Genomic DNA, 20,315 nt, shown 5'->3' on the forward strand with positions numbered 1-20,315 from the left:
GCCCCCCCCCCCCCCCACCCCCCCCCCCCCCCCCGCCCGCCCCCCCCCCCCCCCCCCGCCCCCCCCCCCCCCCCCCCCCCCCCCCCCCCCGCGACTACTTTGAGCCGGGTAGTGACGCAAACACGCTTGCTAGGACCCTGGAATCAAAAACGGCGCAAGAAGCGCCGTTTTTGATTGCCTGTCGCTCAGTCAGCCTGCTTCCGTGGGAGGTCGGTCGGCAGGTGACGTTTACGCTTATTAGCGGAACGAACGGGAAGCAACGTTGCGAATGTCGTAACGTGTCAGGCCGATGTCGCTCAAAGCCTGGCTGGAAAGGCTGCCAAGTTCATTCATTGTGCGACGATAGCTGATCCAGTTCTTGGCGATGCGAATAGGGTTCATGGTGTTTTCCTCAGTCTTGCTTTTGTTTGATCTTTGAAACTTGGTCTCAGAAGCTCAGTCATCTGCGCTCTCTGCTGTTGATCTGTATATACATATGCAGGCCGAGAATGTGCAGTGCAGATTTTAAGCGACTGCCATGCAATTGTGCAATGTGTCGGCTATTTTTGCATCCGTTGTGGCTGTATGGGCATTTTTTAGGCGCCATAAGACCGCATATGAAGGGCGAGCAATTATGATGAAAACCAGCAAGGCAAACGAAAAAAAGGCCCCGAGCCGAAGCTCGAGACCTTTTCATATTGACAATTCCGCGGAGAAAACCGCCTGAAGTCAGATTAGATGCCGACGGCAGTGCGTGCTACGCGGCGAATGTCGCTACGGCCGATGCCGAGGTCGCTGAGTTCGCGGTCGCTCATGCGGCCGAGTTCCGTGATGGTCTGACGATACTTGCGCCAGTTGTTCAGCGAGCGAGTGATGTTCATGATCGTGTCCTTCGTTCTATTCTTGGCGCCGCTTGGGTCAGCGCTTAACTCATTTCCTGACACCGAATATAATCGGTTTAGTAGAACAAAAAACAGACAATGAAGTATGCCACCTATGCGCCTGTCGCATTGCTCCATGAAATTCGGCAGTCAATGTGTTAACAAATGCATAATTTAAAGGCGTTTTCGTCTTCGATTTAGTGGTGAACTTCCGCCGTTGCGTATTTTTGAATGATCTCATCATATTTTGCGCTTGAACGAACGAAGAGGGAGTAGGGCGAGTGTTACGAGGGTGGCATGCCGTGATCGCTGAGAACTCACCACGCTTTGCGCCTGTGTTGGTACAAATAGAGACGCAAAACCGTCATTTTTCCTTTGCGCTCCAGAAAACGGGTGATATAGAGACGCGCGCTCCGGAAGGCCTCGTGTGCCAGATGTTGTTTATGCAGGATTCATGAGCGCGGGTATGGCGGAATTGGTAGACGCACCAGATTTAGGTTCTGGCGACGAGAGTTGTGGGGGTTCGAGTCCCTCTACCCGCACCAAATGAATCGCCGGGAAGACAGCGCGTCGCATTTGCTTCGCCGCTTCTCTGGCTCAAGCGCAGTTTTTGCTACGCAAAATGCTTGTGCATGCAGTTTATATAGCTACGGCCGGTGAATTTAGGTTCCGGCGCTGTGCTCGAACGTAAACCAACGGCTGTCTGAGCACCGCCGCCATGATGTGAAGGTATGAAAATGCAGGTTATCGAAACGCTAGCTGAAGGGCTGAAGCGCGAAATCAAGGTCGTCATTCCGGCCGCTGATATGAAGTCTCGCCTCGACGAGCGCCTTGCCGATGCCAAGGACAAAGTCCGCATCAACGGTTTCCGCCCAGGCAAGGTGCCATTGACACATCTCAAGAAGATGTATGGCAAATCGATAATGGCTGATCTCGTCAACGAACTGGTTCGTGACAAGCCATCCGAAATCATTTCCGGCCGGGGTGAAAAGTCTGCAACGCAGCCTTCTATCTCCATGACCGAAGATCAGGACGAAGCGGAAAAGATTCTGGCCGCTGAGAGTGATCTGGAGTTCACGCTCGCTTACGAAGTGATTCCCGCCATCGAGCTGAAGTCCAACGACGGCATCAAGGTGATCCGCGAAGTCGTTGAAGTGACCGAAGAGGAAATCAACGAACAGATCCTGAAAATCGCCGAAAGCGCGCGCACTTACGAGACCAAGAAGGGCAAGGCTGCCGAAGGCGACCGCGTCACGATGAACTATCTCGGCAAGGTCGACGGCGAAGCCTTCGAAGGCGGCGCTGCTGATGATGCAGAGCTCGTCATCGGCTCCAATCGCTTCATCCCTGGTTTCGAAGATCAGCTCGTCGGCGTCAAGGCTGGTGATGAGAAGGCGATTACCGTTACCTTCCCGACCGAATATCCTGCCGCAAATCTTGCTGGCAAGGAAGCCGTGTTTGACATCACCGTCAAGGACGTTGCGTCTGCTGCCGACGTTGAAATCAATGATGATCTGGCAACCAAGCTTGGTCTCGAATCGGCGGAAAAGCTGAAAGAGGTCGTTCGCGGTCAGATCGAAAGCCAGTACAGCAATGTGACACGTCAGAAGGTCAAGCGTCAGATTCTCGATCAGCTGGACGAAGTCTACCAGTTCGAAACACCGGCTGGTCTCGTTGACGCCGAGTTTGACAATATCTGGCGCCAGATCAACACCGATCTTGCGCAGTCCGGCAAGACTTTTGCTGACGAAGACACGACGGAAGAAGAAGCTCGCGAAGAGTACCGCAAGCTGGCCGAGCGTCGCGTTCGTCTGGGCCTCGTCCTCTCCGAAATCGGCGAGAAGGCTGGCGTAGAAGTCACCGAAGAAGAAATGCAGCGCGCATTGTTTGCTCAGCTTCAGCAATTCCCCGGCCAGCAGAAAGAAATCCTCGATTTCTTCCGCAACACGCCTGGCGCTTCCGCTTCGCTTCGTGCGCCGATCTTCGAAGAGAAGGTCATCGACAAGCTGCTCGAGGAAGTCTCTGTTACGGACAAGACCGTAACAAAGGAAGAGTTGCTGGCTGACGACGCCGAAGACGGCGACAAGGCTGAAAAGAAGCCTGCCAAGAAGAAGGCTGCTGCAAAGGCTGACGCTGCTGAAGGCGAAGATGCCGCTCCGAAGAAGAAGGCGCCTGCCAAGAAGAAGGCTGCTGAAGGCGACGCTGAATAAGCCTCCCGTGATAATGTCTCGAAGGGCCGCTGCTTTGTCAGCGGCCTTTTGCGTTTCAGCTGCCCGTTAACCTTTGTAACGTTTCGATCACATTGCACCGCACAATACGCTTTTTCAGCGTAGTACTCTTGTTCATCTCCCGTTCATCTGGCAGTCTTGGATCATTGATTTGTGGTGCAACGCACATGAGCAAATCCGTTGCGCCAATGCGCGGCCCGGCACTTTGCCCCAGTTTCAACTCTCCATCTGGCATCACCGCATACGGTTGTTATGCCCGATGATAACAGGCGCGCGCGTCAAAGCCGTGAGCTTCGGCGGATGGCAGGCGGGAAAGCGCGCCTGATCGCGTTACCGAAAATTCAAAGCGGCTGGTCCTCATTCGGACAGTCGTCGATAGCCCAACAAGGCGCACTGTTTTCCCAAGGATGGTGTGCTTTACGAAAGCTTGAGGAACAGACATGATTTTGAATATCAAACACGGCGTCCTCATCGGCGCTGTTGTCTTCGGCTTGTCTTCTGGACTGGTGCATGCTCAGGAACGAGGGCTGATCTGGGCGCCTGCAAAGAACTCCGATACGTCCTACTCGGCGCGGATCGGTGCGAAGTTGCCCACGGAGACACCTATTCGTGGTGGTCTGGAGATGGGCGTGAATGCGTCGGATGGCGGAGCGCTGGTCGATACGCCGGTCAAGTTCTGGGGTACCGTCACGCTTTTGTCCTCCAACCTTCCAGGTGCAAAGATTGCAGGCGATATTGGTGTGTTGATGAACGCATTGACGGGTTCAAGTTCATGGACGATGACGACATCGCAGAAGCGTATTGCGACCCCGGAATTAGACCTGGAATCCAACCGCAACATGACTGTGCGCTATGATGGCACGGCGCAGCAGTGGAGCGGGCTTGATGTCTCGCAGTCGCTGCGGCTGACGCGCTCTGCCACCGGTACGGCCTTCGTACTCACAGGTGCCAGCCGCGATACGTTCGATGACTTCACATCGACGGTCGGGTTGGAACAGAAGCTTGGTGAGAACCTCACCGTGTCCGGCAATCTCGATCAGGGGTATGAGGATCGCTTTCGTCCGTCGGTCAGCGCCCGCTACAACATCCGTTGGTAGGGGCGCTGAAACGGTCGTTCAAACGGTCTCGTTTTTCTTGATGTCACCCATACGGTTCCAGGCATCAAGACCGGCAATCTTGTAGGCTTCGGCAAGGGTCGGATAGTTGAAGGTATTCTCAACGAAATATTCGACAGTTCCTTTGAGGTTGAGAACAGCCTGTCCGATGTGGACGAGTTCCGTCGCACCTTCGCCGACGATATGCACGCCCAGAAGGCGGCGTGTCTTCAGCGAGAAAATAAGCTTGAGCAGACCCGTATCGAGCCCCATGATGTGGCCGCGCGATGTTTCGCGGAAACGGGCAATACCGCATTCGTAGGCGATGCCACGTTCCTTCATTTCTTCTTCGGTCAGGCCGCACGTCGAAATCTCCGGTACGGCGTAAATGCCGTATGGAAAATACTTCTGTGGCTCCATGCCGATGGCACCGACTGCCACACGCGCGGCAATGCGGCCCTGTTCCATGGAGGTGGAGGCAAGGCTTGGAAAGCCGATGACATCGCCTGCGGCAAAGATGCCGGGCACCGATGTTTCAAAGGTCTCGGGGTTGACAGTCAGGCGCCCGCGATTATCGGCGCTGAGACCTGCTGCTGCCAGATTGAGCGTATCGGTCGCGCCCATGCGGCCAGCGGCAAACAGCACCATTTCTGTCGTCAACGCGCGTCCGCTATCGAGTGTCAGCATAACCTTGCCCTCTGGCGTCAGTTCTACCTTATCGGCTTTCTGGCCCAGCAGCAGCTTCATGTTGCGATCACGCAGCTGATAGGTGAAGTCCTCCACGATTTCCTTGTCGATGAAATCCAGCATGGTCGGCTTCGGGTCTATGATGGTGACAGCAGTATCCAGCGCGCTGAAGATCGTGGCATATTCAATGCCGATAACACCTGCGCCGATGACGACCATGGAGCGTGGCAGCTTCTGTAGCTCGAGAATTTCGTCGCTATCGATGACCGTCTTGCCATCGAATGGTATGTAATCCGGACGGAAGGGGCGCGTACCCACGGCGAGCAATATGCTTTTGGCCTTGACCAGAACGACCTCGCCATCGTCTTTCGTGATTTCCATCGTGTCTGCTGTGACGAAGGCTGCATTCCCGCGAATGTGGGTGACGCGGTTGCGCGCAAACTGGTGTTCCAGCACCTCGACCTCATGGTCTAGCGTGATCATCAGGCGACGACGGAGGTCTTCTGCGCTGATTTGCTGCTTGACCCTGTAGGAACGGCCATAGAACCCGCGCTCGCGCCAGCCGGAAAGATTGAGCGCCGTCTCGCGCATGGTTTTGGACGGGATGGTGCCAGTGTGAACCGAGACGCCGCCCACGCGGCTGCCTTTTTCGATGACCAGAACTGTTTTATCCAGCTTCGCAGCCTGGATGGCAGCACGTCGACCTGCGGGACCGCTACCGACAACAATAAGATCATATTGGTTCATGAAGAAAACCCCGGGACAGAAATTCGATGGCCGGACTGAATGGTTCCAGCGCGGAGGCGTCGCTGCTCGGAAAAGCCTGATGCCATCCTGATACGGAAGTGATTCCCGCGTCGCCGCACCAAGAGTGCAATGCAACAAATGCCCGCGTCAATCTGTAGCGGAAAAATCTGACGGATTCGTAACCACGGCAGCAAAAGGCGCAGGGACCGATCGAATTACTACCCCACTGTTGCGGGCGTACCAGTTATGGGGTGTTGATACCGCCTTGGCGATGCGTGTGAAGCTTGGCGATGTCTTCACGAAGCAGGGCAAGTTCTGCCAGAACCTTACTGTCGATCTTGTCATGTAGCGACAAAACCTCCAATTCGGCCTTAAGATTGACCTCATAATCTTTGGCCGCTTCAAATCGGTCGCGGGTGCCCTGTCGGTTTTGCGACATCATGATGATCGGGGCCTGAATGGCGGCCAGCATGGACAGGATGAGGTTGAGAAAAACGAACGGGTAGGGGTCGAACGCTCTCGTTGTCAGTACCACCGTGTTGATGATGGTCCAGACAACCAGAAAAAACATGAAGCTTATGATGAAAGCCCAGGATCCCCCGATCCGCGCTATACTATCTGCCAGCCGTTCTCCAACGGTGGAACTTTCCGAGAAAGCGACGTTGGTATCCGTCGATATGAGTTTGCGCTGGTGCGCAACATCGAGAATACGCTGTTCCACCTCACCGATATGTTTTGAGGAACGCTTGAAATGAGAGGTAATGTAATCAGGGAAAGCAGGCATTGGGGTCTCCAGCCAAGCTCGGAACGGCAGGGAAATGAAGAGTTCCGGCGCCTTTAACGAGATAAGCCCGGACACGGGCTATTTCAAATGAATTCGATTGCGCCCTTCACAGCAGATCGCCACGATGACACGGCTCGGCACGGGATGTATGGTGTCGCAAGAGAGTCCACCGGTCTGCGTTGCGCGATCCGGTAAGCCACGTTAAGTGAGAAGCATGAGCCAGATACACACAACTCCCAACGTCTTGAGAATTGCCGTCGGGCAGTTCAATCCCACTGTCGGCGATGTCTCGGGCAACCTTGCCCTGGCGCGCCAGGCGCGTGCCGATGCAGCGTCTCAAGGCGCCGATTTGCTGCTTCTCAGCGAGCTGTTCATTTCCGGTTATCCGCCAGAGGATCTGGTTCTCAAGCCCGCATTTCTGCATGCCTGCCTTAAGGCGGTCGAAGACCTCGCGATAGAGACTGCCGATGGCGGGCCGGGCGTCATCATTGGTTTCCCCCGGCAGGGTGAGACCGGGCGTCACAACTCGGTGGCGCTGCTCGACGGCGGCAAAATCGTTGCGTTGCGCGACAAGGTCGATTTGCCGAACTATGGCGAATTCGATGAAAAGCGCGTTTTTTCCGAGGGCTCGATTTCCGGCCCCTATAATTTCCGGGGTGTGCGGATCGGTATCGCCATTTGCGAGGAGATCTGGAACGATCTGGGTGTGTGCGAGACTTTGGCGGAAAGCGGCGCCGAAATGCTCTTGGTGCCGAACGGGTCGCCCTATTATCGCGGCAAGGTGGATGTCCGCCATCAGGTGGCATTGCGCCAGGTTATCGAAAGCGGACTGCCGCTGGTGTTCGCAAATCAGATCGGCGGGCAGGACGAACTCGTGTTTGATGGCGCAAGCTTTGCATTCAACGCAGACAAGACGCTCGCATTCCAGATGAGCCAGTTCGAAGCCACGCTCGCCGTCACGGATTGGAAGCGTACCGACAAAGGCTGGTATTGTAGCGAAGGACCGTTCTCGCAGATACCGGAGGGCGAAGAGGCCGATTACCGAGCCTGCATGCTGGGCTTTCGCGATTACGTCAACAAAAATGGCTTCAAGAGTGTGGTGCTGGGACTTTCGGGCGGTATCGACTCGGCCATCTGTGCGGCGATTGCGGTGGATGCGCTGGGTGAGGAGCGGGTGCGATGCATCATGCTGCCCTATCGCTATACGTCAGAGGACTCGTTCAAGGATGCTGCCGATTGTGCCAGGGCCCTTGGATGCCGCTACGATATCGTGCCGATTGCCGATCCTGTCGATGGCTTCCGATCATCGCTTGCCGAACTGTTCGAAGGAACGGAAGAGGGCATCACCGAAGAAAACCTGCAAAGCCGCGCGCGTGGTACCATTCTCATGGCTGTGTCCAACAAGTTCGGCTCCATGGTCGTGACGACTGGCAACAAGTCCGAGATGTCGGTGGGTTACGCCACGCTGTACGGCGACATGAACGGCGGCTTCAATCCGATCAAAGACCTCTACAAGATGCAGGTCTACGCCATTTCCGCCTGGCGAAACAGCCATGTGCCACCAACAGCACTCGGTCCATCCGGGGAGGTCATTCCAGCCAACATCATCTCCAAGGCGCCATCGGCCGAGTTGCGCCCCAACCAGACCGATCAGGATTCGCTGCCGCCTTATCCGGTGCTGGATGATATTCTGGAATGCCTTGTGGAGTTGGAGATGTCGGTGGACGATATCGTCGCGCGCGGCCATGATATCGCCACTGTGCATCGCATCGAGCATCTGCTGTATCTTGCCGAGTACAAACGTCGCCAATCCGCACCCGGTGTGAAAATCACCAAGAAGAATTTCGGTCGTGACCGGCGCTATCCGATCACCAACCGCTTCAGGGATCGGTAGTCCGATGGACAAAATGCGCAGCTCCGTTGAAATCTTCAACATTCGTACCCGGGAGAACCGGGTTGTCTGGCAGACGCCGGAGCTGTTTGAGGCGCCGAACTGGTCACCGGATGGGACGTATCTTCTGATGAACAGCGAGGGGCTGCTCTATCGACTGTCACTGGATGGTGATGCGACTGCTGAAAATGTCGATACCGGCTTTGCGAGCGCGTGCAACAACGACCATGGCATTTCACCTGATGGCGCGTTCTATGCCATTTCCGACAAGGTGGAATTCGCAAAAAGCGCTATCTATCTCATGCCATCTGCAGGCGGACCGCCGAAGCTGATGACCCGTAACCTGCCATCCTATTGGCACGGCTGGGCGCCCGACGGCAAAAGTTTCGCCTATTGCGGCATTCGTGATGAGGTTTTCGATATTTACGCGATGGACATCGACAGTGGTATCGAGACGCGTCTGACCCATGGCGAGGGGCGCAACGACGGGCCGGATTATTCGGCGGACGGGCAATGGATTTATTTCAACTCCAGCCGCACGGGTCGCATGCAGATTTGGCGGGTCCGGGTGGATGGTAGTGAGGTCGAGCGCATCACCGACAGCGAATACGGCGACTGGTTTCCTCATCCGTCACCCCGTGGTGACAAGGTGATCGTCGTCTCCTATGACGGTGATGTCTTCGATCATCCCCGTGATCTCCATGTGCGCCTGCGTTTGATGGATACGGATGGAAAGAATGAGGAAACGTTGTTTGAGCTGTTTGGCGGGCAGGGAACAATGAATTCGCCCAACTGGTCACCTGATGGTGATGAGTTTGCCTATGTCCGTTATATCCCAGTCTAAAAGATAGCCTCATACAAAAAGCCCGACCCAGATTTTACTCGGGGGCCGGGCTCATAACGTCTTAAATCGCTTCGATTAAAAGACTGCGAGATATTTCAGCATCGAGATAATACCGATGATGATGACGATAACCTGTGCGATCTGCTTCGCGCTACCGCCGATTGGCAGGCGGTTGATCAGCCACAAAATGAGTACGATGACCAAAAATGTGATCAGGATGCTAACGAGTGTCCCTGTAACCATGTGTCCCAGCTCCTATTTTCCGTAAATCCGTAACGGTCGATCACCGTTCCGTGAGTAAAAGTCTTGGCGCGGATTTTGGTTCCATTGTGCAAAATGTAATTTCTGAAAATTCGAACATAAGGAGATTGCGTTGAGAGAGATCAGAGTGAAGACGCGGCAGACAGGAGCGACCGCCACCTTGGGGCGGAATGGGCATCCGCAGATCGAGACACCCACGGGCGGGGCGCTTTCTGTGGTCACTGCGGCATCCGATCCCGGTTTCAATCCTCTCGATCTTCTTTACTCCTCGCTTGCGGCGTGCCTGGTCCTCAGCGCGCGCATTGCAGCGAGCCGTATGGGGGTTCTGGACCGTTTCAAGAGCGTGGAGGCGCGTGTGAAGGGTGAGAAATCTGATGGCGAGCCAGCACGGATCATGCATTTTCACATGAGCCTGAAGATCAGCGGCGATTTCGATGACGAGATGAAACAGGCGATCGCCCATGAGGCGGAGGCTATCTGTACCGTCAGCAACACGCTGCGGGGGCAGGCAACGTTCGATCTTTCTATCGAGTGATCAGGCGCGCGATTTTTCCCATTTGCGGATCAGGCGATCGCGCTTCAGTTTTGACAGACGCCTGAGCCAGAACATGCCATTCAACTGATCGACTTCATGCTGGATGCAGATCGCATGGAAGCCCTCGGCCTGCTCTTCGTGCCAATGCCCGGAGAGGTCCTGAAAGCGGAGTTTGATGCGTGATGGGCGCTCGACCTCTTCTGTGACGCCTGGCATGGAAACACTGCCTTCCATGTGTCGCATGGTCTCCTGCGAAGTCTCTGCAATCTCTGGATTGACATATGTCCGCACCTCGCCTGGTTCCAGTTCCAGCACGAAAACGCGTTGTGTCTGGCCGATATGAGCGGCTGTTATGCCGACACCGGGCGCTGCGCGCATCGTCTCCAGCAAGTCTTTTGCAAGCTGGGCCAGTTCAGGTCCGAAGTCCGACACCGGCTCGCAATGGAAGGCAAGCGCCGGGTGCGGATAGGTCACGATAGAACGAATTGGCATCGGACGTTCCATTTATTCCATTTGGCTGAGCGACGGCTTCAGCAGCACATGTGAGGCAGATTGTGCCAGCGTGGAGGCCTCATCCGTCAATTCAACCCATGTTCGTTGCGTGCGCGCATCGCGTTTGGTGACGGTCAGCAGGCGGCCTGAAAGTACGTTGATGTCTCGCAAGACCAGCGCATGGGCAATGCCGAGCTTGTTGGCGAGGCTGCGGCTATCGCTGCCAATGCCCAGATGAACCGCTGCAATGAGCGCGGCCCCGGTTGCGTCCAGCGCAACCGGGGCCGTTTCATTGATCTGTTCCACCACGGCCAGAAAGCGCGCGGCAGATTGGTCCTCACTCATCAGGCAGCAACGGCGTCTGCGCGCAAACGCACCGAAACCAGAACGGATTTCGACGTCGGTGTAAAGCTGCCTTCGCCGTAGCTGTGCAGCGGCACCAGAACGTTGAGTTCCGGATAGTAGCCGCCGACGCTGCCCTCTGGAATATTGTAGGGAACGAGGCGGAAATTCTCGGCGATACGCTCGACGCCGTCACCATATTCACCGATGACATCCACGCGCTGCTTGGCATGTGCGCCCAGCTTCTCCATGTCCTTCGGGTTCATGAAGATGACCTGACGCTCGCCGTAGACACCGCGATAGCGGTCATCCATGCCGTAGATCGTGGTGTTGTACTGGTCGTGGCTGCGGAAGGTCTGTAGAACAAAAATTCCATTTTTGGAAAGTGCTTCCTGATGGTCTGTCTTTTCCGGCAACGGTCCAGTGAAGAAGGTGGCTTTCTGGGCAGGCGTGTTCCATTCGCGTTCTGCGGCTGCGTTGCGCAGGTGGAAGCCGCGTGGCACGCGGACACGCGCGTTGAAATCCTGGAAACCCGGAAGAACGCGCGAAATCATATCGCGGATCAGGTCGTAATCGTCGGCGAGTTTCGCCCACTCAACCTTTTCATTTCCAAGCGTCGCTTGCGCGATACCGGCAATGATGGCAACTTCGGAGCGCAGTTGCGGTGACGCCGGTTCGTTGATGCCGCCGGAGCCGTGCACCATGCTCATGGAATCTTCCACCGTCACGATCTGCGATTTGCCTTGCGAGTTGCGGTCGATTTCGGTGCGACCGAGACATGGCAGAATGAAGGATGTTTCACCGGGCACCAGATGCGAATGATTGAGCTTGGTAGCGATATTGACCGTCAGCTTCTGCTTTTCGAATGCCTTGATGATGAGCGGGCTATCCGGCGTGGCGCGCAGGAAGTTGCCGCCGAGCGCGATAAAGGCCTGTGCCTTGCCGTCCAGCATCGCGGTGATGGCTTCGACCGTGTTGTGACCACGGTTGCGGGGCATGGGAACGCCGAGTTCTTTTTCCAGCGCGTCGAGCAGGGCAGGCGTGGCCTTTTCGTCGATACCGACGGTGCGGTCACCCTGAACGTTTGAGTGGCCGCGCACGGGGCAAAGGCCAGCGCCCGGACGGCCGATATTGCCGCGCAGCAGCATGAAGTTGGTGATTTCGCGGATGGTGATGACGGAGTGCTTGTGCTGGGTGATGCCCATTGCCCATGTCGCGATCACCGAATTCGACGCCATGTAGATACCAGCAGCTTCCTCGATCTGGTCACGTGTCAAACCAGACTGGTCGAGAATGCTGTCCCAGCTCGTGGCATCGACGGCTGCGCGATAGGCTTCGAATTCCACCGCGTGTGCGCTGAGGAAGTCATGATCGATCACACTGGGTCTTCCAGCGGCGCGTGCGGCATCATCGGCGGCAAACACAGCCTTGCTCATGCCGCGCACGGCAGCCATATCGCCGCCCTGGCGTGGTTGATAGTAATTCGTGGCAATCTTGGTGTTGCCGCCGGTGATCATTTCCAACTTGTCCTGCGGATCGGTGAACCGCTCCAGACCCTTTTCGCGGATAGGATTGAAGACTGCGATACGCGCGCCACGGATGGCGGCGCGACGCAGGTCGCCCAGCATGCGCGGATGGTTTGTGCCGGGGTTCTGACCGATGACGAAAATAGCGTCGGCTTTCTCGAAGTCTTCGAGCAGGACCGTGCCCTTGCCAACGCCAACGGACGCCTTCAGGCCGACGCCGCTCGCCTCGTGGCACATATTGGAGCAGTCCGGGAAATTGTTGGTGCCATAGAGGCGCACCATCAACTGGTAGATGAAGGCCGCTTCATTGGAGGCACGGCCGGACGTGTAGAACTCTGCACGATCCGGACTGTCGAGGCTTTTCAAAACGCCGCCGATGGCATCAAAGGCTTCATCCCAGGATACGGGAAGATATTTGTCTGTCGCGCGGTCATAGCGCAGCGGGTCCGTCAGCCGGCCCTGCTTTTCCAGACTGTAATCCGACCATGTGCGAAGTTCGGACACCGTGTGGCTGGCAAAAAAGTCCGGCGGTACGCGCGCCTCTGTGGCTTCCCATGCGACGGCCTTGACGCCGTTTTCGCAGAACTCGAAGGACGATCCGTGTTCCGGGTCACCCCAGGCGCAGCCGGGACAATCGAAACCATCGGGTTGGTTGGCTTTCAACAGGGTTCGGGCGCCAGATATCGGTGCGCCCGATTCCAGAAGGCGTTTTCCCACGCTCTTGAGTGCACCCCAGCCGCCTGCGGCAGAAGACGCTTTGCCGATGAAATCCATCTTGCCCATTTCAAGGTCTCTTTCTCGTTTGTTTTCCGCCCGCTTCAGGTGCCAACCCGTGCGATGGTGTGTGCGGCATTTGGTGTCAGATTCCCGCATAACAGCCATATGTCAACTCGTAACTGCTGGTCTGCGTCATTCGCGCGATCAATTCGGTGAGACTGTTTCGCATCCGTTAACGCGCGGTGGCCGAGCTCTGAGGTCTCGCGCATGGAAATGCAACGCTTTTTCTCCTATCCTGTTGTTGACATTGTGCTTTTAAAAGCCATTCTCCTGCGCTTTGGCGAAGCAGGCAGTTTACCGGATAAGGGGGCGTAATTTGACGCAAGCGGACGACCACCATTCCGTGCCGGAAGACGCCAAGCGACCCGAGATCATGGCGGATATCTATTCCGACGATGGCTCGATTCGGTCTGATTTTCTCACGATGGTGGGTGCCGCGATTGCGGATCGGGATGTGCTGTTCTTGAGGCAGAACGTCGCCCGGCTACACGAATCCGAACTGGGTGACCTGCTCGAATCCATTCAGTCGGAACAGCGCCATGCGATGGTGCGCCTGCTGGGTTCCGATTTCGATATGACGGCGCTGACCGAGGTGGACGAGGCGATCCGTCTCGACATCGTGGAGCAGATGCCGAACGACCAGATCGCCGCCGGTATCGGCGAGATGGATTCGGACGACGCCGTCTATATTCTCGAAGACTTGGACCGCGAAGATCGCGAGGACATTCTCGCGCAGATGCCGTTTACGGAGCGCGTGCGGTTGCTGCGCGCGTTGGACTACCCGGAAAGTTCGGCCGGTCGCCGCATGCAGACGGAGTTCGTGGCCGTTCCGCCGTTCTGGACGGTCGGCCAAACCATCGACTACATGCGCGAAGAGGAAGAACTACCGGAGTCCTTTTCGCAAATCTTCGTCGTTGATCCCACCTTCAAGCTGGTCGGAGCACTCGATCTCGACCGCCTGCTGCGATCCAAGCGCCAGGTGAAGATCGAAACCATCATGCATGAGACCAACCATCCGATTGCGGCCGAGATGGACCAGGAGGAGGCGGCTCAGCTTTTCGAGCAATACGACCTTTTGTCGGCGGCTGTGGTGGATGACAATGGCCGTCTCGTCGGTGTTCTGACCATTGATGACGTGGTGGACGTCATGCAGGAAGAAGCGGAAGAGGACTTGCTGCGTCTCGGCGGCGTGGGCGACGAAGAACTTTCCGATTCGATCGCTGTCACATCCCGCTCACGTGTGCCATGGCTCGCGGTCAACCTCATCACGGCCTTCATGGCCGCGTCGGTCATCGGGCTGTTCGATGCCACCATTGAGCAGATCGTGGCACTCGCCGTTCTCATGCCGATCGTTGCGGGAATGGGAGGCAATGCCGGTTCGCAAACCATGACCGTATCGGTTCGAGCGCTTGCGACGAAGAATCTTGATATTCACAACGCCGCCCGCATCATTCGGCGTGAGGCGGGCGTGGGCTTGTTGAACGGAGCACTGTTTGGTTGCGCCATCGGCATCATCGCGGGATTGTGGTTCAACGATGTCAATCTGGGTGGCATCATCGCAACCGCCATGCTGATCAATATGTTTGCCGCAGCGATTGCCGGGATCATCATTCCGCTGCTGCTGGACAAATTCGGTGCTGACCCGGCGGTGTCGTCTGCCGTCTTCGTGACCGCCGTCACCGACATCGTGGGCTTCTTCTCGTTTCTTGGTCTTGCGACCTGGTGGTTCGGCGTTTCAGGGTAACGGCCAAAATTGACTTTTACGTGAAGGTCAATCATAGTCATCCTCATGAAAGATTTATGAGGCCCTTCGGGCTTCGTCATTCTATCTTGTTGTTTGAGCAACGGATATTCCGAAAGCCGTCTGTCATTTTCGGTCCTGTGCTCCAGAATCGGATGAAGCCTTGAACAAGTATTACAGCATTACGGAACTCACGCGTGAATTCGGGGTCTCTACCCGGACCCTTCGCTTTTATGAAGACGAAGGTCTTATTCACCCCGAACGCCGTGGACGCACACGGCTGTTTCGTATGGCGGACCGCAGGCTGATCCAGGAAATCCTGCGCGGTCGCCGCATCGGATTCACCATCGCCGAAATCCGCGAAATCATTCAGGTTTATAAAGAGCCGCCCGGTGAATCCGGACAGTTGGAGCTTCTGATGAAGAAGGTCGATGAAAAACGCGCCGACTTGCGCCAGAAGCGCAAGGACATCGAAGAAACGCTGATTGAACTCGATAATGTCGAGGAGGCCTGCCTGACACGTCTTGCCGAAATCGGCGTCGGTACCTGATCAGACGATCACTGAGTTTGCCTGGAACATTGCGCCGCGACTTCGCCGACCCTCGACTGCTGTTCGGGTCCAAGGCTGTTGGCCATCATCGTGTCGAACAGATTTTCCGCTTGAAGTGTCTCCAGTGTACAGCCGCAAAACCGCTGGCATAGATCGAGTCCGTTTTGTTGCTGCACACAACTGGTCTCGCAGCTCTTCTTGTAAGCCTCGACCTGATCGACCGGCGGCGGGGGCATGATGAGGGATGCGACATAAACGATGCCGATCAAGATCGGTTGATGAAGAAGGTAAAAGATCAGGCTGTGTCGACCAAAAAATGCAATGACGTTGCGTTTGCCGCTGTCTTTCCTGAAGCGATCCAGCCAGCCCCGCGGTGTGACGACCTTGGACACCGCCAGTCCCAACAAAAAGGGGGCTAGAAAAGGCAAGAGCGGGACATAGTCGTTGGACCGGGGAGGCATGGTGGATAGCCCGATCCACGATAACCAGATCGGGTTGAAGGCGTCTGAACTCAGATAAATTGGCGCGATCAGCGCAGCGATCGCCACCAGTGACGTGACCGCGACCGGAAGCCTCAGAAACAGGAGCCCGATGAGGCTGGCAGCAGCAATATTGTGGAGGATGCCAAAGAAGATCCACCCATCCGGCAGGGCAAAAAAGGTTGCGACCGAGATCAGAAGGGCTGCGCCGGCGATCATCGCAAAACGCTTGCCAAACGATGACCATTTGATGCGGCGTTGATGGGCGAGATAAAGACCGAAGCCGGCCAGAAACAGAAAAGAACTCGCGATTCCACGCGCATAGAGGCGCCACCAGCCCTGCGTTGGTGTGGCGGCGTCTATGTAGCCGAACATCCCCAAATCCCAGGTGAAATGGTAGCTGGCCATCGCAATCAGCGCGATCCCGCGTACGGTATCCAGAAAGCCTATGCGACCGCCCGGTTTTTGTGCCGTTGCTGTTGCCGGGGCGTCATTCATGCGTCCGTTCCTTTATCGGGCTTTGGCAGCGCTTCGCCTTCAAACTGAGGCGATTTCAAGGCGGTGATTTACCGGTCGTCGATGATTGCCAGCCGGGCTTCCGAAAAAAACTGCCGCCGCAACAGCGCGACGATGATGATGACCGTGCTTGCCATGAAGACATAGGCGTTGATGAACCAGCCGAGATAGCCAATCGACAGGAAGATGGTGCGCAGACCGTCGTTGAAGTTCTTGGCTGCAATCACGTTCATGCGGATCACGTTTTCGGCCGCATGCTCGGCGGCCTTCCTGTCGGCATTGGCCTCATGCGTCATCGGCATCGCACCAAACAGAATGGTGCAATAGTTGAACAGTCGATACGACCAGCCAAACTTGAAGAAGGCGTAGCCGAACAGGGTCGTCAGGCCGATGACCTTCATCTCGAACGCCGTTCGTCCGCCGTAATAGACGAAGGGCATGTCGCGAAAAACCGATTCGACCCGTTCTGTTGCCCCCAGAAGGGCAAAGCAGCCGCCAATGGCGAAGATCGAGGTTGAGGCGAAAAAGGCTGTTCCGTTCTGAAGCCCCGCCATGATCTGCGTGTCGATCATCTTTAGATCGCGCGTCAGCGAATTGTAGATCCACTTTCTGCGTCGATCGGCCATCGCCTGATTGAGGCTCGTGCGGGGAAATGGCGATCGGGCTGTCGTAAGGTATGTATAGAGATACCAGAGAACGACAAAGATCGTCAGTGCGATGTAATCGATAGTCGTCATGTCGTGCTCGTCCGTCCGTTCATGCCGTCATCCCGCTCTTATATCTCTATGTTTCGGCTGCAACGCAATTGCGACATGAACATTGTGCCGACTTTGTTTTTGATATCCGCGCTAACGATCCGGTAAGGTTATCCCGGTAAGACGGATTGTGTGGCGCCGGATTGGGTTTTGCGTACCGGTCGCCTGACTTCGCTCCTTGCGTTTTGGAGCTCAAAACCGCGTCTGCAGCTTCTGCAGCGCGGTTTTTGCGTCTTGAAAATTGACAGCAAGCCGTTTTCTCCCTACTTTGATATCAGCGATCCGGTGTTGTCGTGTTCGTCCATGTGTTGATATGTCCGCGCTGTGCGGGCAGGGGCATTCTGGATGGAAGCGGTACTGTACCGGTGATGCATGATCGACCGGGAGAACGCCTCCATATCTACGAATCGTTCTCTTTTCATGCTTTTCGTCCCACAGCGTGCGGTTCTGTCCGCGCAGGCGACCGGATCGCTTTACATCCTCCCGATATCCTAGGTTTTGAATGACAGAGGCGTCCCGTTCCATCCTCGTCCTTGGCGGTGCGCGTTCAGGCAAATCCGCTTTTGCCGAAGATCTGGTGCTTTCGCTTGAAGGGTCCGCGCATTACATCGCGACAGGCCTTGCCTGGGACGAGGAAATGGAAGCACGAATCGCCCAGCATCGCATCGCGCGCGGCGACGGCTGGATCACCCATGAAGAGCCGTTGCAACTGGTCGAGACGCTGAAAAGGCTCGACACCGCCTCCAACACCATTCTGGTCGATTGCCTGACGCTGTGGGTGACAAACCTGATGATGGAGGAGGGCCCCGATATGGCCGCGGCCTTCGACGCGCTGGTGCACCAAGCGGCTGTCGCCAGCGCGACCATCGTTTTCGTCTCCAACGAAGTCGGGCTCGGGATCGTGCCGGAGAATCGCATGGCGCGTGAATTTCGCGATCATGCCGGACGCCTGCATCAGAAGATCGCAGCCGTCGCGGCAAGCGTCTATTTCATCGCCGCAGGACTACCCCTTAAAATGAAGGGGTGAAATCCGGCGTTCCTTGCCGTGTCTCCGCCCATAAATTCGCCATACAAGCCGCGCGTTCTGGTTTTCTAGCATCATCACGGGTGCCCGGCATCCACGACAATGACCCGGAGCGAGACGCGCATGTCATCCTTGGCTATCAAGTCTATCGCCTGCAGCATTCTTCTGGTGGCAGCAGGCCCATCATTTGCCAACGATATGGTCTGGCCCGACACCCCGGTCCAACGTCTCGCGGCACTGGCGGTGGTGCAGGATCTGAACATTCAGCTGCTCAGCCATGACAGCGCCACCCTGACGCTCGAGCGCTGGTGCGACGATCACCGGCTTGCCGATCCCGCAAAGATTTCCGCCACGAGGTTGAATGACACCAAGGAGCCGCCCGAGACGGTGCGCAAGCAATTGAACGTCGCAGCGGCAGACAGGCTCGGCTACCGCCATGTCCTTCTCAAATGCGGCACGCTGGTGCTGTCGGAGGCCGACAACTGGTATGTGCCCGCCCGTTTGACGCCAGAGATGAACGAGACGCTGGACACGACCGATACGCCGTTTGGAAAGGTTGTCGCGCCGCTGCAGTTCCAGCGTCATACCATCTCGTCGCAATTGCTGTGGCAGCCTTTGCCGGGAAACTGGGCAGTGGGAGGGACGATTCCGGCCGCAACGAATAAGATGATCGATATTCCCGAGACCCTCATCAGCAACCAGGCGATGTTGAGCAAGCCGGATGGCACGCCGATCAGCTTTGTTATCGAGAACTACAAGAGCAACCTCTTGCAGTTCGCCCCGCCCGTTTTTCCCCAATGAGTCTGGCGCCTGCTTAGACCATCCGGTCGGTCCTTTTTTCGCTGTCTAAGTTCCAGCGGGAGCCTTGATCTTCTGTTTTGCTGCGCGTCTTGCTCCATCCCAGACACGCAGGAAGTTGCCGCTATAGACCTTGTAGATCCGCTCCTCCGGCCAGCCGGCGTCCAGCATGGCGAGGGTGAAGTTGCGCAGATCGGCACCCGTACGCAAACCGGTCGGAATGCTGCTGATGCCGCCGTCGAAATCGCTGCCGAACGACAGGTGGTTCCAGGGATCTTCGGTGATGTTCATGCTGGAGATGAGGCGCGCTAGCCTCTCGTAATAGGTCACGACATAGGCAAGATCCGCGTCCCGGTCCGGGCGGCCGTCAGGCAGGCGCGCGTCCTTGAGGTAATAGGGCGAGAGGATGACGCTGATCGTGCCTCCGGTTTCGACAATTGCCCGTATCGCATTGTCGGGAAACGTTCGCGCGAGGTGTTTCGACCGCGAGGCCTTGTCCCTAGCGCTGATGCTGCGCGCAGCTCCGTGGGACGCAAGCAGCGGCGCGCCGCGCGCCTTGCACAGACCGGAAATATCGATGATCGCTTCGCTGCGGCTATGGGAGACGTCGATCATCAGCCCCAGATCGACGCAACGCTCGACGAAGCGCGCTCCGAAGGCGGAAAGGCCGCCGCCCCGAACCCGGCGCCATGGGTTCATCGGCTGAAAGCCCGCCTCGCAGATATCCGTATGGCTGAAATGGTTGAGTGTTATATAGGCGGCCCCTTCTGCTGCGATCTCGGCAAGCCTTGAAAGCCGCTGGCCTTCGGTGCGGCGGCCGGACGCTCCAAGGATGTGAGCGCCTTCGACCGACAGGATGGCGCTTGCAACACCGTCGTCTCGTGACTGTCTCACCTCCTCGGGCGATGTTGTGATCCGCATGGCCCCGTTGCTTTCGGCGGCGATACGCCGGACATAGCGGCTATGATCGAGCCAGTTCTTCCAAGGGTCGAGGAAGGGCGAGGAAATGAGGTTTTCCCAGAGGGCATGAGCGCTGAAGCAGGCGCCGCCGTAGCCGCCCTTGAGGAAGTCTGGGCCGCTGACATGCTCGCAATGCGGACTGTTATTGCCTTTCGGCGTCGTCTTTTTGATGATCTTGATGGAAAAGGGCTCATGATTTGTCTTCCAGTCGCCCTTCCAGAAGTCATAGCCGCCGACGCGGGTGAAGTAGAGCGTGTCGAGATGGGTGTCGATCGGATAGGCCCTGAGATGGACCGTATCCAAAATGTCTTTATCAATCCGGGAGAGGCAGGTGTTTTGAGCCATTATCGCTATCCCCTGAGAAAAAATGTCTGAAATCGAAAACGGAAGCGTACAGCAACAAGCCCCCAGAATTATGAAGCAA

General features: G+C 56.6%; 20 protein-coding genes and 1 tRNA gene. 10 read left to right on the plus strand and 11 right to left on the minus strand.

Going from position 1 to position 20,315, the window contains the following annotated elements; translation table 11 throughout:
• Positions 1–237 precede the first annotated feature (237 nt).
• Positions 238–381 (minus strand): DUF1127 domain-containing protein, encoded by a 144-nt coding sequence (locus GGQ73_RS13850; RefSeq protein WP_065698172.1) that lies wholly within the window; start codon positions 379–381, stop codon positions 238–240.
• A gap of 332 nt (positions 382–713) precedes the next feature.
• Positions 714–860, minus strand: coding sequence for a DUF1127 domain-containing protein (locus GGQ73_RS13855; protein ID WP_174153172.1), 147 nt, complete (start codon positions 858–860; stop codon positions 714–716).
• Between the two features lie 460 nt (positions 861–1,320).
• Between GGQ73_RS13855 and GGQ73_RS13860 the strand changes: the two genes are divergently transcribed.
• The 3 genes from GGQ73_RS13860 (at position 1,321) to GGQ73_RS13870 (ending at position 4,185) form a co-directional block, all read left to right on the plus strand.
• Positions 1,321–1,405, plus strand: a tRNA-Leu gene (locus GGQ73_RS13860).
• Positions 1,406–1,597: 192 nt separating this feature from the next.
• The gene (tig, locus tag GGQ73_RS13865) at positions 1,598–3,070 is read left to right on the plus strand and encodes a trigger factor (protein ID WP_174153245.1); all 1,473 of its coding nucleotides are present in this window, start codon (positions 1,598–1,600) and stop codon (positions 3,068–3,070) included.
• Between the two features lie 458 nt (positions 3,071–3,528).
• The gene (locus tag GGQ73_RS13870) at positions 3,529–4,185 is read left to right on the plus strand and encodes a hypothetical protein (protein WP_234910971.1); all 657 of its coding nucleotides are present in this window, start codon (positions 3,529–3,531) and stop codon (positions 4,183–4,185) included.
• Between the two features lie 18 nt (positions 4,186–4,203).
• On the opposite strand, the gene sthA is transcribed toward GGQ73_RS13870, so the two are convergent.
• A complete protein-coding gene (sthA, locus tag GGQ73_RS13875) occupies positions 4,204–5,616 on the minus strand; it encodes a Si-specific NAD(P)(+) transhydrogenase (RefSeq protein ID WP_183896818.1) in 1,413 nt (470 codons plus the stop codon).
• 244 nt (positions 5,617–5,860) lie between these two features.
• A complete protein-coding gene (locus GGQ73_RS13880; protein WP_183896819.1) occupies positions 5,861–6,400 on the minus strand; it encodes a DUF1003 domain-containing protein in 540 nt (179 codons plus the stop codon).
• Between the two features lie 214 nt (positions 6,401–6,614).
• Here GGQ73_RS13880 and GGQ73_RS13885 point away from each other — a divergent pair, with 214 nt between their 5' ends.
• Positions 6,615–8,294: an NAD+ synthase gene (locus tag GGQ73_RS13885; RefSeq protein ID WP_183896820.1), complete on the plus strand. Its 1,680-nt coding sequence runs from the start codon at positions 6,615–6,617 to the stop codon at positions 8,292–8,294.
• 13 nt (positions 8,295–8,307) lie between these two features.
• Positions 8,308–9,135 (plus strand): TolB family protein, encoded by an 828-nt coding sequence (locus tag GGQ73_RS13890; RefSeq protein WP_183896978.1) that lies wholly within the window; start codon positions 8,308–8,310, stop codon positions 9,133–9,135.
• Positions 9,136–9,210: 75 nt separating this feature from the next.
• Here the strand turns inward: GGQ73_RS13890 and GGQ73_RS13895 are convergent, their stop codons facing one another.
• Positions 9,211–9,378, minus strand: coding sequence for a Thivi_2564 family membrane protein (locus GGQ73_RS13895; RefSeq protein ID WP_174153176.1), 168 nt, complete (start codon positions 9,376–9,378; stop codon positions 9,211–9,213).
• 130 nt (positions 9,379–9,508) lie between these two features.
• Here GGQ73_RS13895 and GGQ73_RS13900 point away from each other — a divergent pair, with 130 nt between their 5' ends.
• Complete coding sequence (locus GGQ73_RS13900) at positions 9,509–9,931, plus strand: OsmC family protein (protein WP_183896821.1); 423 nt, start codon at positions 9,509–9,511, stop codon at positions 9,929–9,931.
• Here the strand turns inward: GGQ73_RS13900 and GGQ73_RS13905 are convergent, their stop codons facing one another.
• The 3 genes from GGQ73_RS13905 to GGQ73_RS13915 are packed head-to-tail and all read right to left on the minus strand — an operon-like array spanning position 9,932 to position 13,074.
• A complete protein-coding gene (locus tag GGQ73_RS13905) occupies positions 9,932–10,423 on the minus strand; it encodes a peptide deformylase (RefSeq protein WP_183896822.1) in 492 nt (163 codons plus the stop codon).
• Positions 10,424–10,435: 12 nt separating this feature from the next.
• Positions 10,436–10,768 (minus strand): hypothetical protein, encoded by a 333-nt coding sequence (locus GGQ73_RS13910; RefSeq protein ID WP_183896823.1) that lies wholly within the window; start codon positions 10,766–10,768, stop codon positions 10,436–10,438.
• Entirely contained in the window at positions 10,768–13,074 is a 2,307-nt protein-coding gene (locus tag GGQ73_RS13915; RefSeq protein WP_183896824.1) for an FdhF/YdeP family oxidoreductase, read from the minus strand. The genes GGQ73_RS13910 and GGQ73_RS13915 overlap by 1 nt, the downstream gene beginning before the upstream one ends.
• A 367-nt stretch (positions 13,075–13,441) precedes the next feature.
• Between GGQ73_RS13915 and mgtE the strand changes: the two genes are divergently transcribed.
• Together mgtE and GGQ73_RS13925 are read left to right on the plus strand one after the other, a co-directional pair.
• Positions 13,442–14,812, plus strand: a complete 1,371-nt coding sequence (mgtE, locus tag GGQ73_RS13920; protein WP_174153248.1) for a magnesium transporter — start codon at positions 13,442–13,444, stop codon at positions 14,810–14,812.
• Between the two features lie 160 nt (positions 14,813–14,972).
• The gene (locus tag GGQ73_RS13925) at positions 14,973–15,359 is read left to right on the plus strand and encodes a MerR family transcriptional regulator (protein ID WP_174153181.1); all 387 of its coding nucleotides are present in this window, start codon (positions 14,973–14,975) and stop codon (positions 15,357–15,359) included.
• 8 nt (positions 15,360–15,367) lie between these two features.
• On the opposite strand, the gene GGQ73_RS13930 is transcribed toward GGQ73_RS13925, so the two are convergent.
• Both GGQ73_RS13930 and GGQ73_RS13935 read right to left on the minus strand, forming a co-directional pair.
• The gene (locus GGQ73_RS13930; protein ID WP_183896825.1) at positions 15,368–16,336 is read right to left on the minus strand and encodes a DUF1624 domain-containing protein; all 969 of its coding nucleotides are present in this window, start codon (positions 16,334–16,336) and stop codon (positions 15,368–15,370) included.
• Positions 16,337–16,404: 68 nt separating this feature from the next.
• Positions 16,405–17,091: a DUF599 domain-containing protein gene (locus GGQ73_RS13935; RefSeq protein ID WP_183896826.1), complete on the minus strand. Its 687-nt coding sequence runs from the start codon at positions 17,089–17,091 to the stop codon at positions 16,405–16,407.
• Positions 17,092–17,611: 520 nt separating this feature from the next.
• Here GGQ73_RS13935 and cobU point away from each other — a divergent pair.
• Together cobU and GGQ73_RS13945 are read left to right on the plus strand one after the other, a co-directional pair.
• The gene (gene cobU / locus GGQ73_RS13940; RefSeq protein WP_183896827.1) at positions 17,612–18,136 is read left to right on the plus strand and encodes a bifunctional adenosylcobinamide kinase/adenosylcobinamide-phosphate guanylyltransferase; all 525 of its coding nucleotides are present in this window, start codon (positions 17,612–17,614) and stop codon (positions 18,134–18,136) included.
• Between the two features lie 120 nt (positions 18,137–18,256).
• Positions 18,257–18,934, plus strand: a complete 678-nt coding sequence (locus GGQ73_RS13945) for a hypothetical protein (protein ID WP_234910972.1) — start codon at positions 18,257–18,259, stop codon at positions 18,932–18,934.
• Positions 18,935–18,979: 45 nt separating this feature from the next.
• Here the strand turns inward: GGQ73_RS13945 and GGQ73_RS13950 are convergent, their stop codons facing one another.
• A complete protein-coding gene (locus tag GGQ73_RS13950) occupies positions 18,980–20,236 on the minus strand; it encodes a membrane dipeptidase (protein WP_183896829.1) in 1,257 nt (418 codons plus the stop codon).
• Between the last annotated feature and the right edge of the window lie 79 nt (positions 20,237–20,315).

Origin of the sequence: Rhizobium skierniewicense (assembly GCF_014196515.1) — a bacterium.
In the GTDB taxonomy this organism is placed as follows: Bacteria; Pseudomonadota; Alphaproteobacteria; order Rhizobiales; family Rhizobiaceae; genus Agrobacterium; species Agrobacterium skierniewicense.

Coding starts and splice junctions, on each gene's coding strand:
- GGQ73_RS13885 (WP_183896820.1), top strand. CDS start 6,615: ATGAGCCAGATACACACAACTCCCAACGTCTTGAGAATTGCCGTCGGG.
- GGQ73_RS13935 (WP_183896826.1), bottom strand. CDS start 17,091: ATGACGACTATCGATTACATCGCACTGACGATCTTTGTCGTTCTCTGG.
- GGQ73_RS13895 (WP_174153176.1), bottom strand. CDS start 9,378: ATGGTTACAGGGACACTCGTTAGCATCCTGATCACATTTTTGGTCATC.
- GGQ73_RS13945 (WP_234910972.1), top strand. CDS start 18,257: ATGTCATCCTTGGCTATCAAGTCTATCGCCTGCAGCATTCTTCTGGTG.
- GGQ73_RS13950 (WP_183896829.1), bottom strand. CDS start 20,236: ATGGCTCAAAACACCTGCCTCTCCCGGATTGATAAAGACATTTTGGAT.
- GGQ73_RS13880 (WP_183896819.1), bottom strand. CDS start 6,400: ATGCCTGCTTTCCCTGATTACATTACCTCTCATTTCAAGCGTTCCTCA.
- mgtE (WP_174153248.1), top strand. CDS start 13,442: ATGGCGGATATCTATTCCGACGATGGCTCGATTCGGTCTGATTTTCTC.
- GGQ73_RS13855 (WP_174153172.1), bottom strand. CDS start 860: ATGAACATCACTCGCTCGCTGAACAACTGGCGCAAGTATCGTCAGACC.
- GGQ73_RS13890 (WP_183896978.1), top strand. CDS start 8,308: ATGCGCAGCTCCGTTGAAATCTTCAACATTCGTACCCGGGAGAACCGG.
- GGQ73_RS13910 (WP_183896823.1), bottom strand. CDS start 10,768: ATGAGTGAGGACCAATCTGCCGCGCGCTTTCTGGCCGTGGTGGAACAG.
- tig (WP_174153245.1), top strand. CDS start 1,598: ATGCAGGTTATCGAAACGCTAGCTGAAGGGCTGAAGCGCGAAATCAAG.
- sthA (WP_183896818.1), bottom strand. CDS start 5,616: ATGAACCAATATGATCTTATTGTTGTCGGTAGCGGTCCCGCAGGTCGA.
- GGQ73_RS13870 (WP_234910971.1), top strand. CDS start 3,529: ATGATTTTGAATATCAAACACGGCGTCCTCATCGGCGCTGTTGTCTTC.
- GGQ73_RS13930 (WP_183896825.1), bottom strand. CDS start 16,336: ATGAATGACGCCCCGGCAACAGCAACGGCACAAAAACCGGGCGGTCGC.
- GGQ73_RS13850 (WP_065698172.1), bottom strand. CDS start 381: ATGAACCCTATTCGCATCGCCAAGAACTGGATCAGCTATCGTCGCACA.
- GGQ73_RS13915 (WP_183896824.1), bottom strand. CDS start 13,074: ATGGGCAAGATGGATTTCATCGGCAAAGCGTCTTCTGCCGCAGGCGGC.
- GGQ73_RS13905 (WP_183896822.1), bottom strand. CDS start 10,423: ATGCCAATTCGTTCTATCGTGACCTATCCGCACCCGGCGCTTGCCTTC.
- cobU (WP_183896827.1), top strand. CDS start 17,612: ATGACAGAGGCGTCCCGTTCCATCCTCGTCCTTGGCGGTGCGCGTTCA.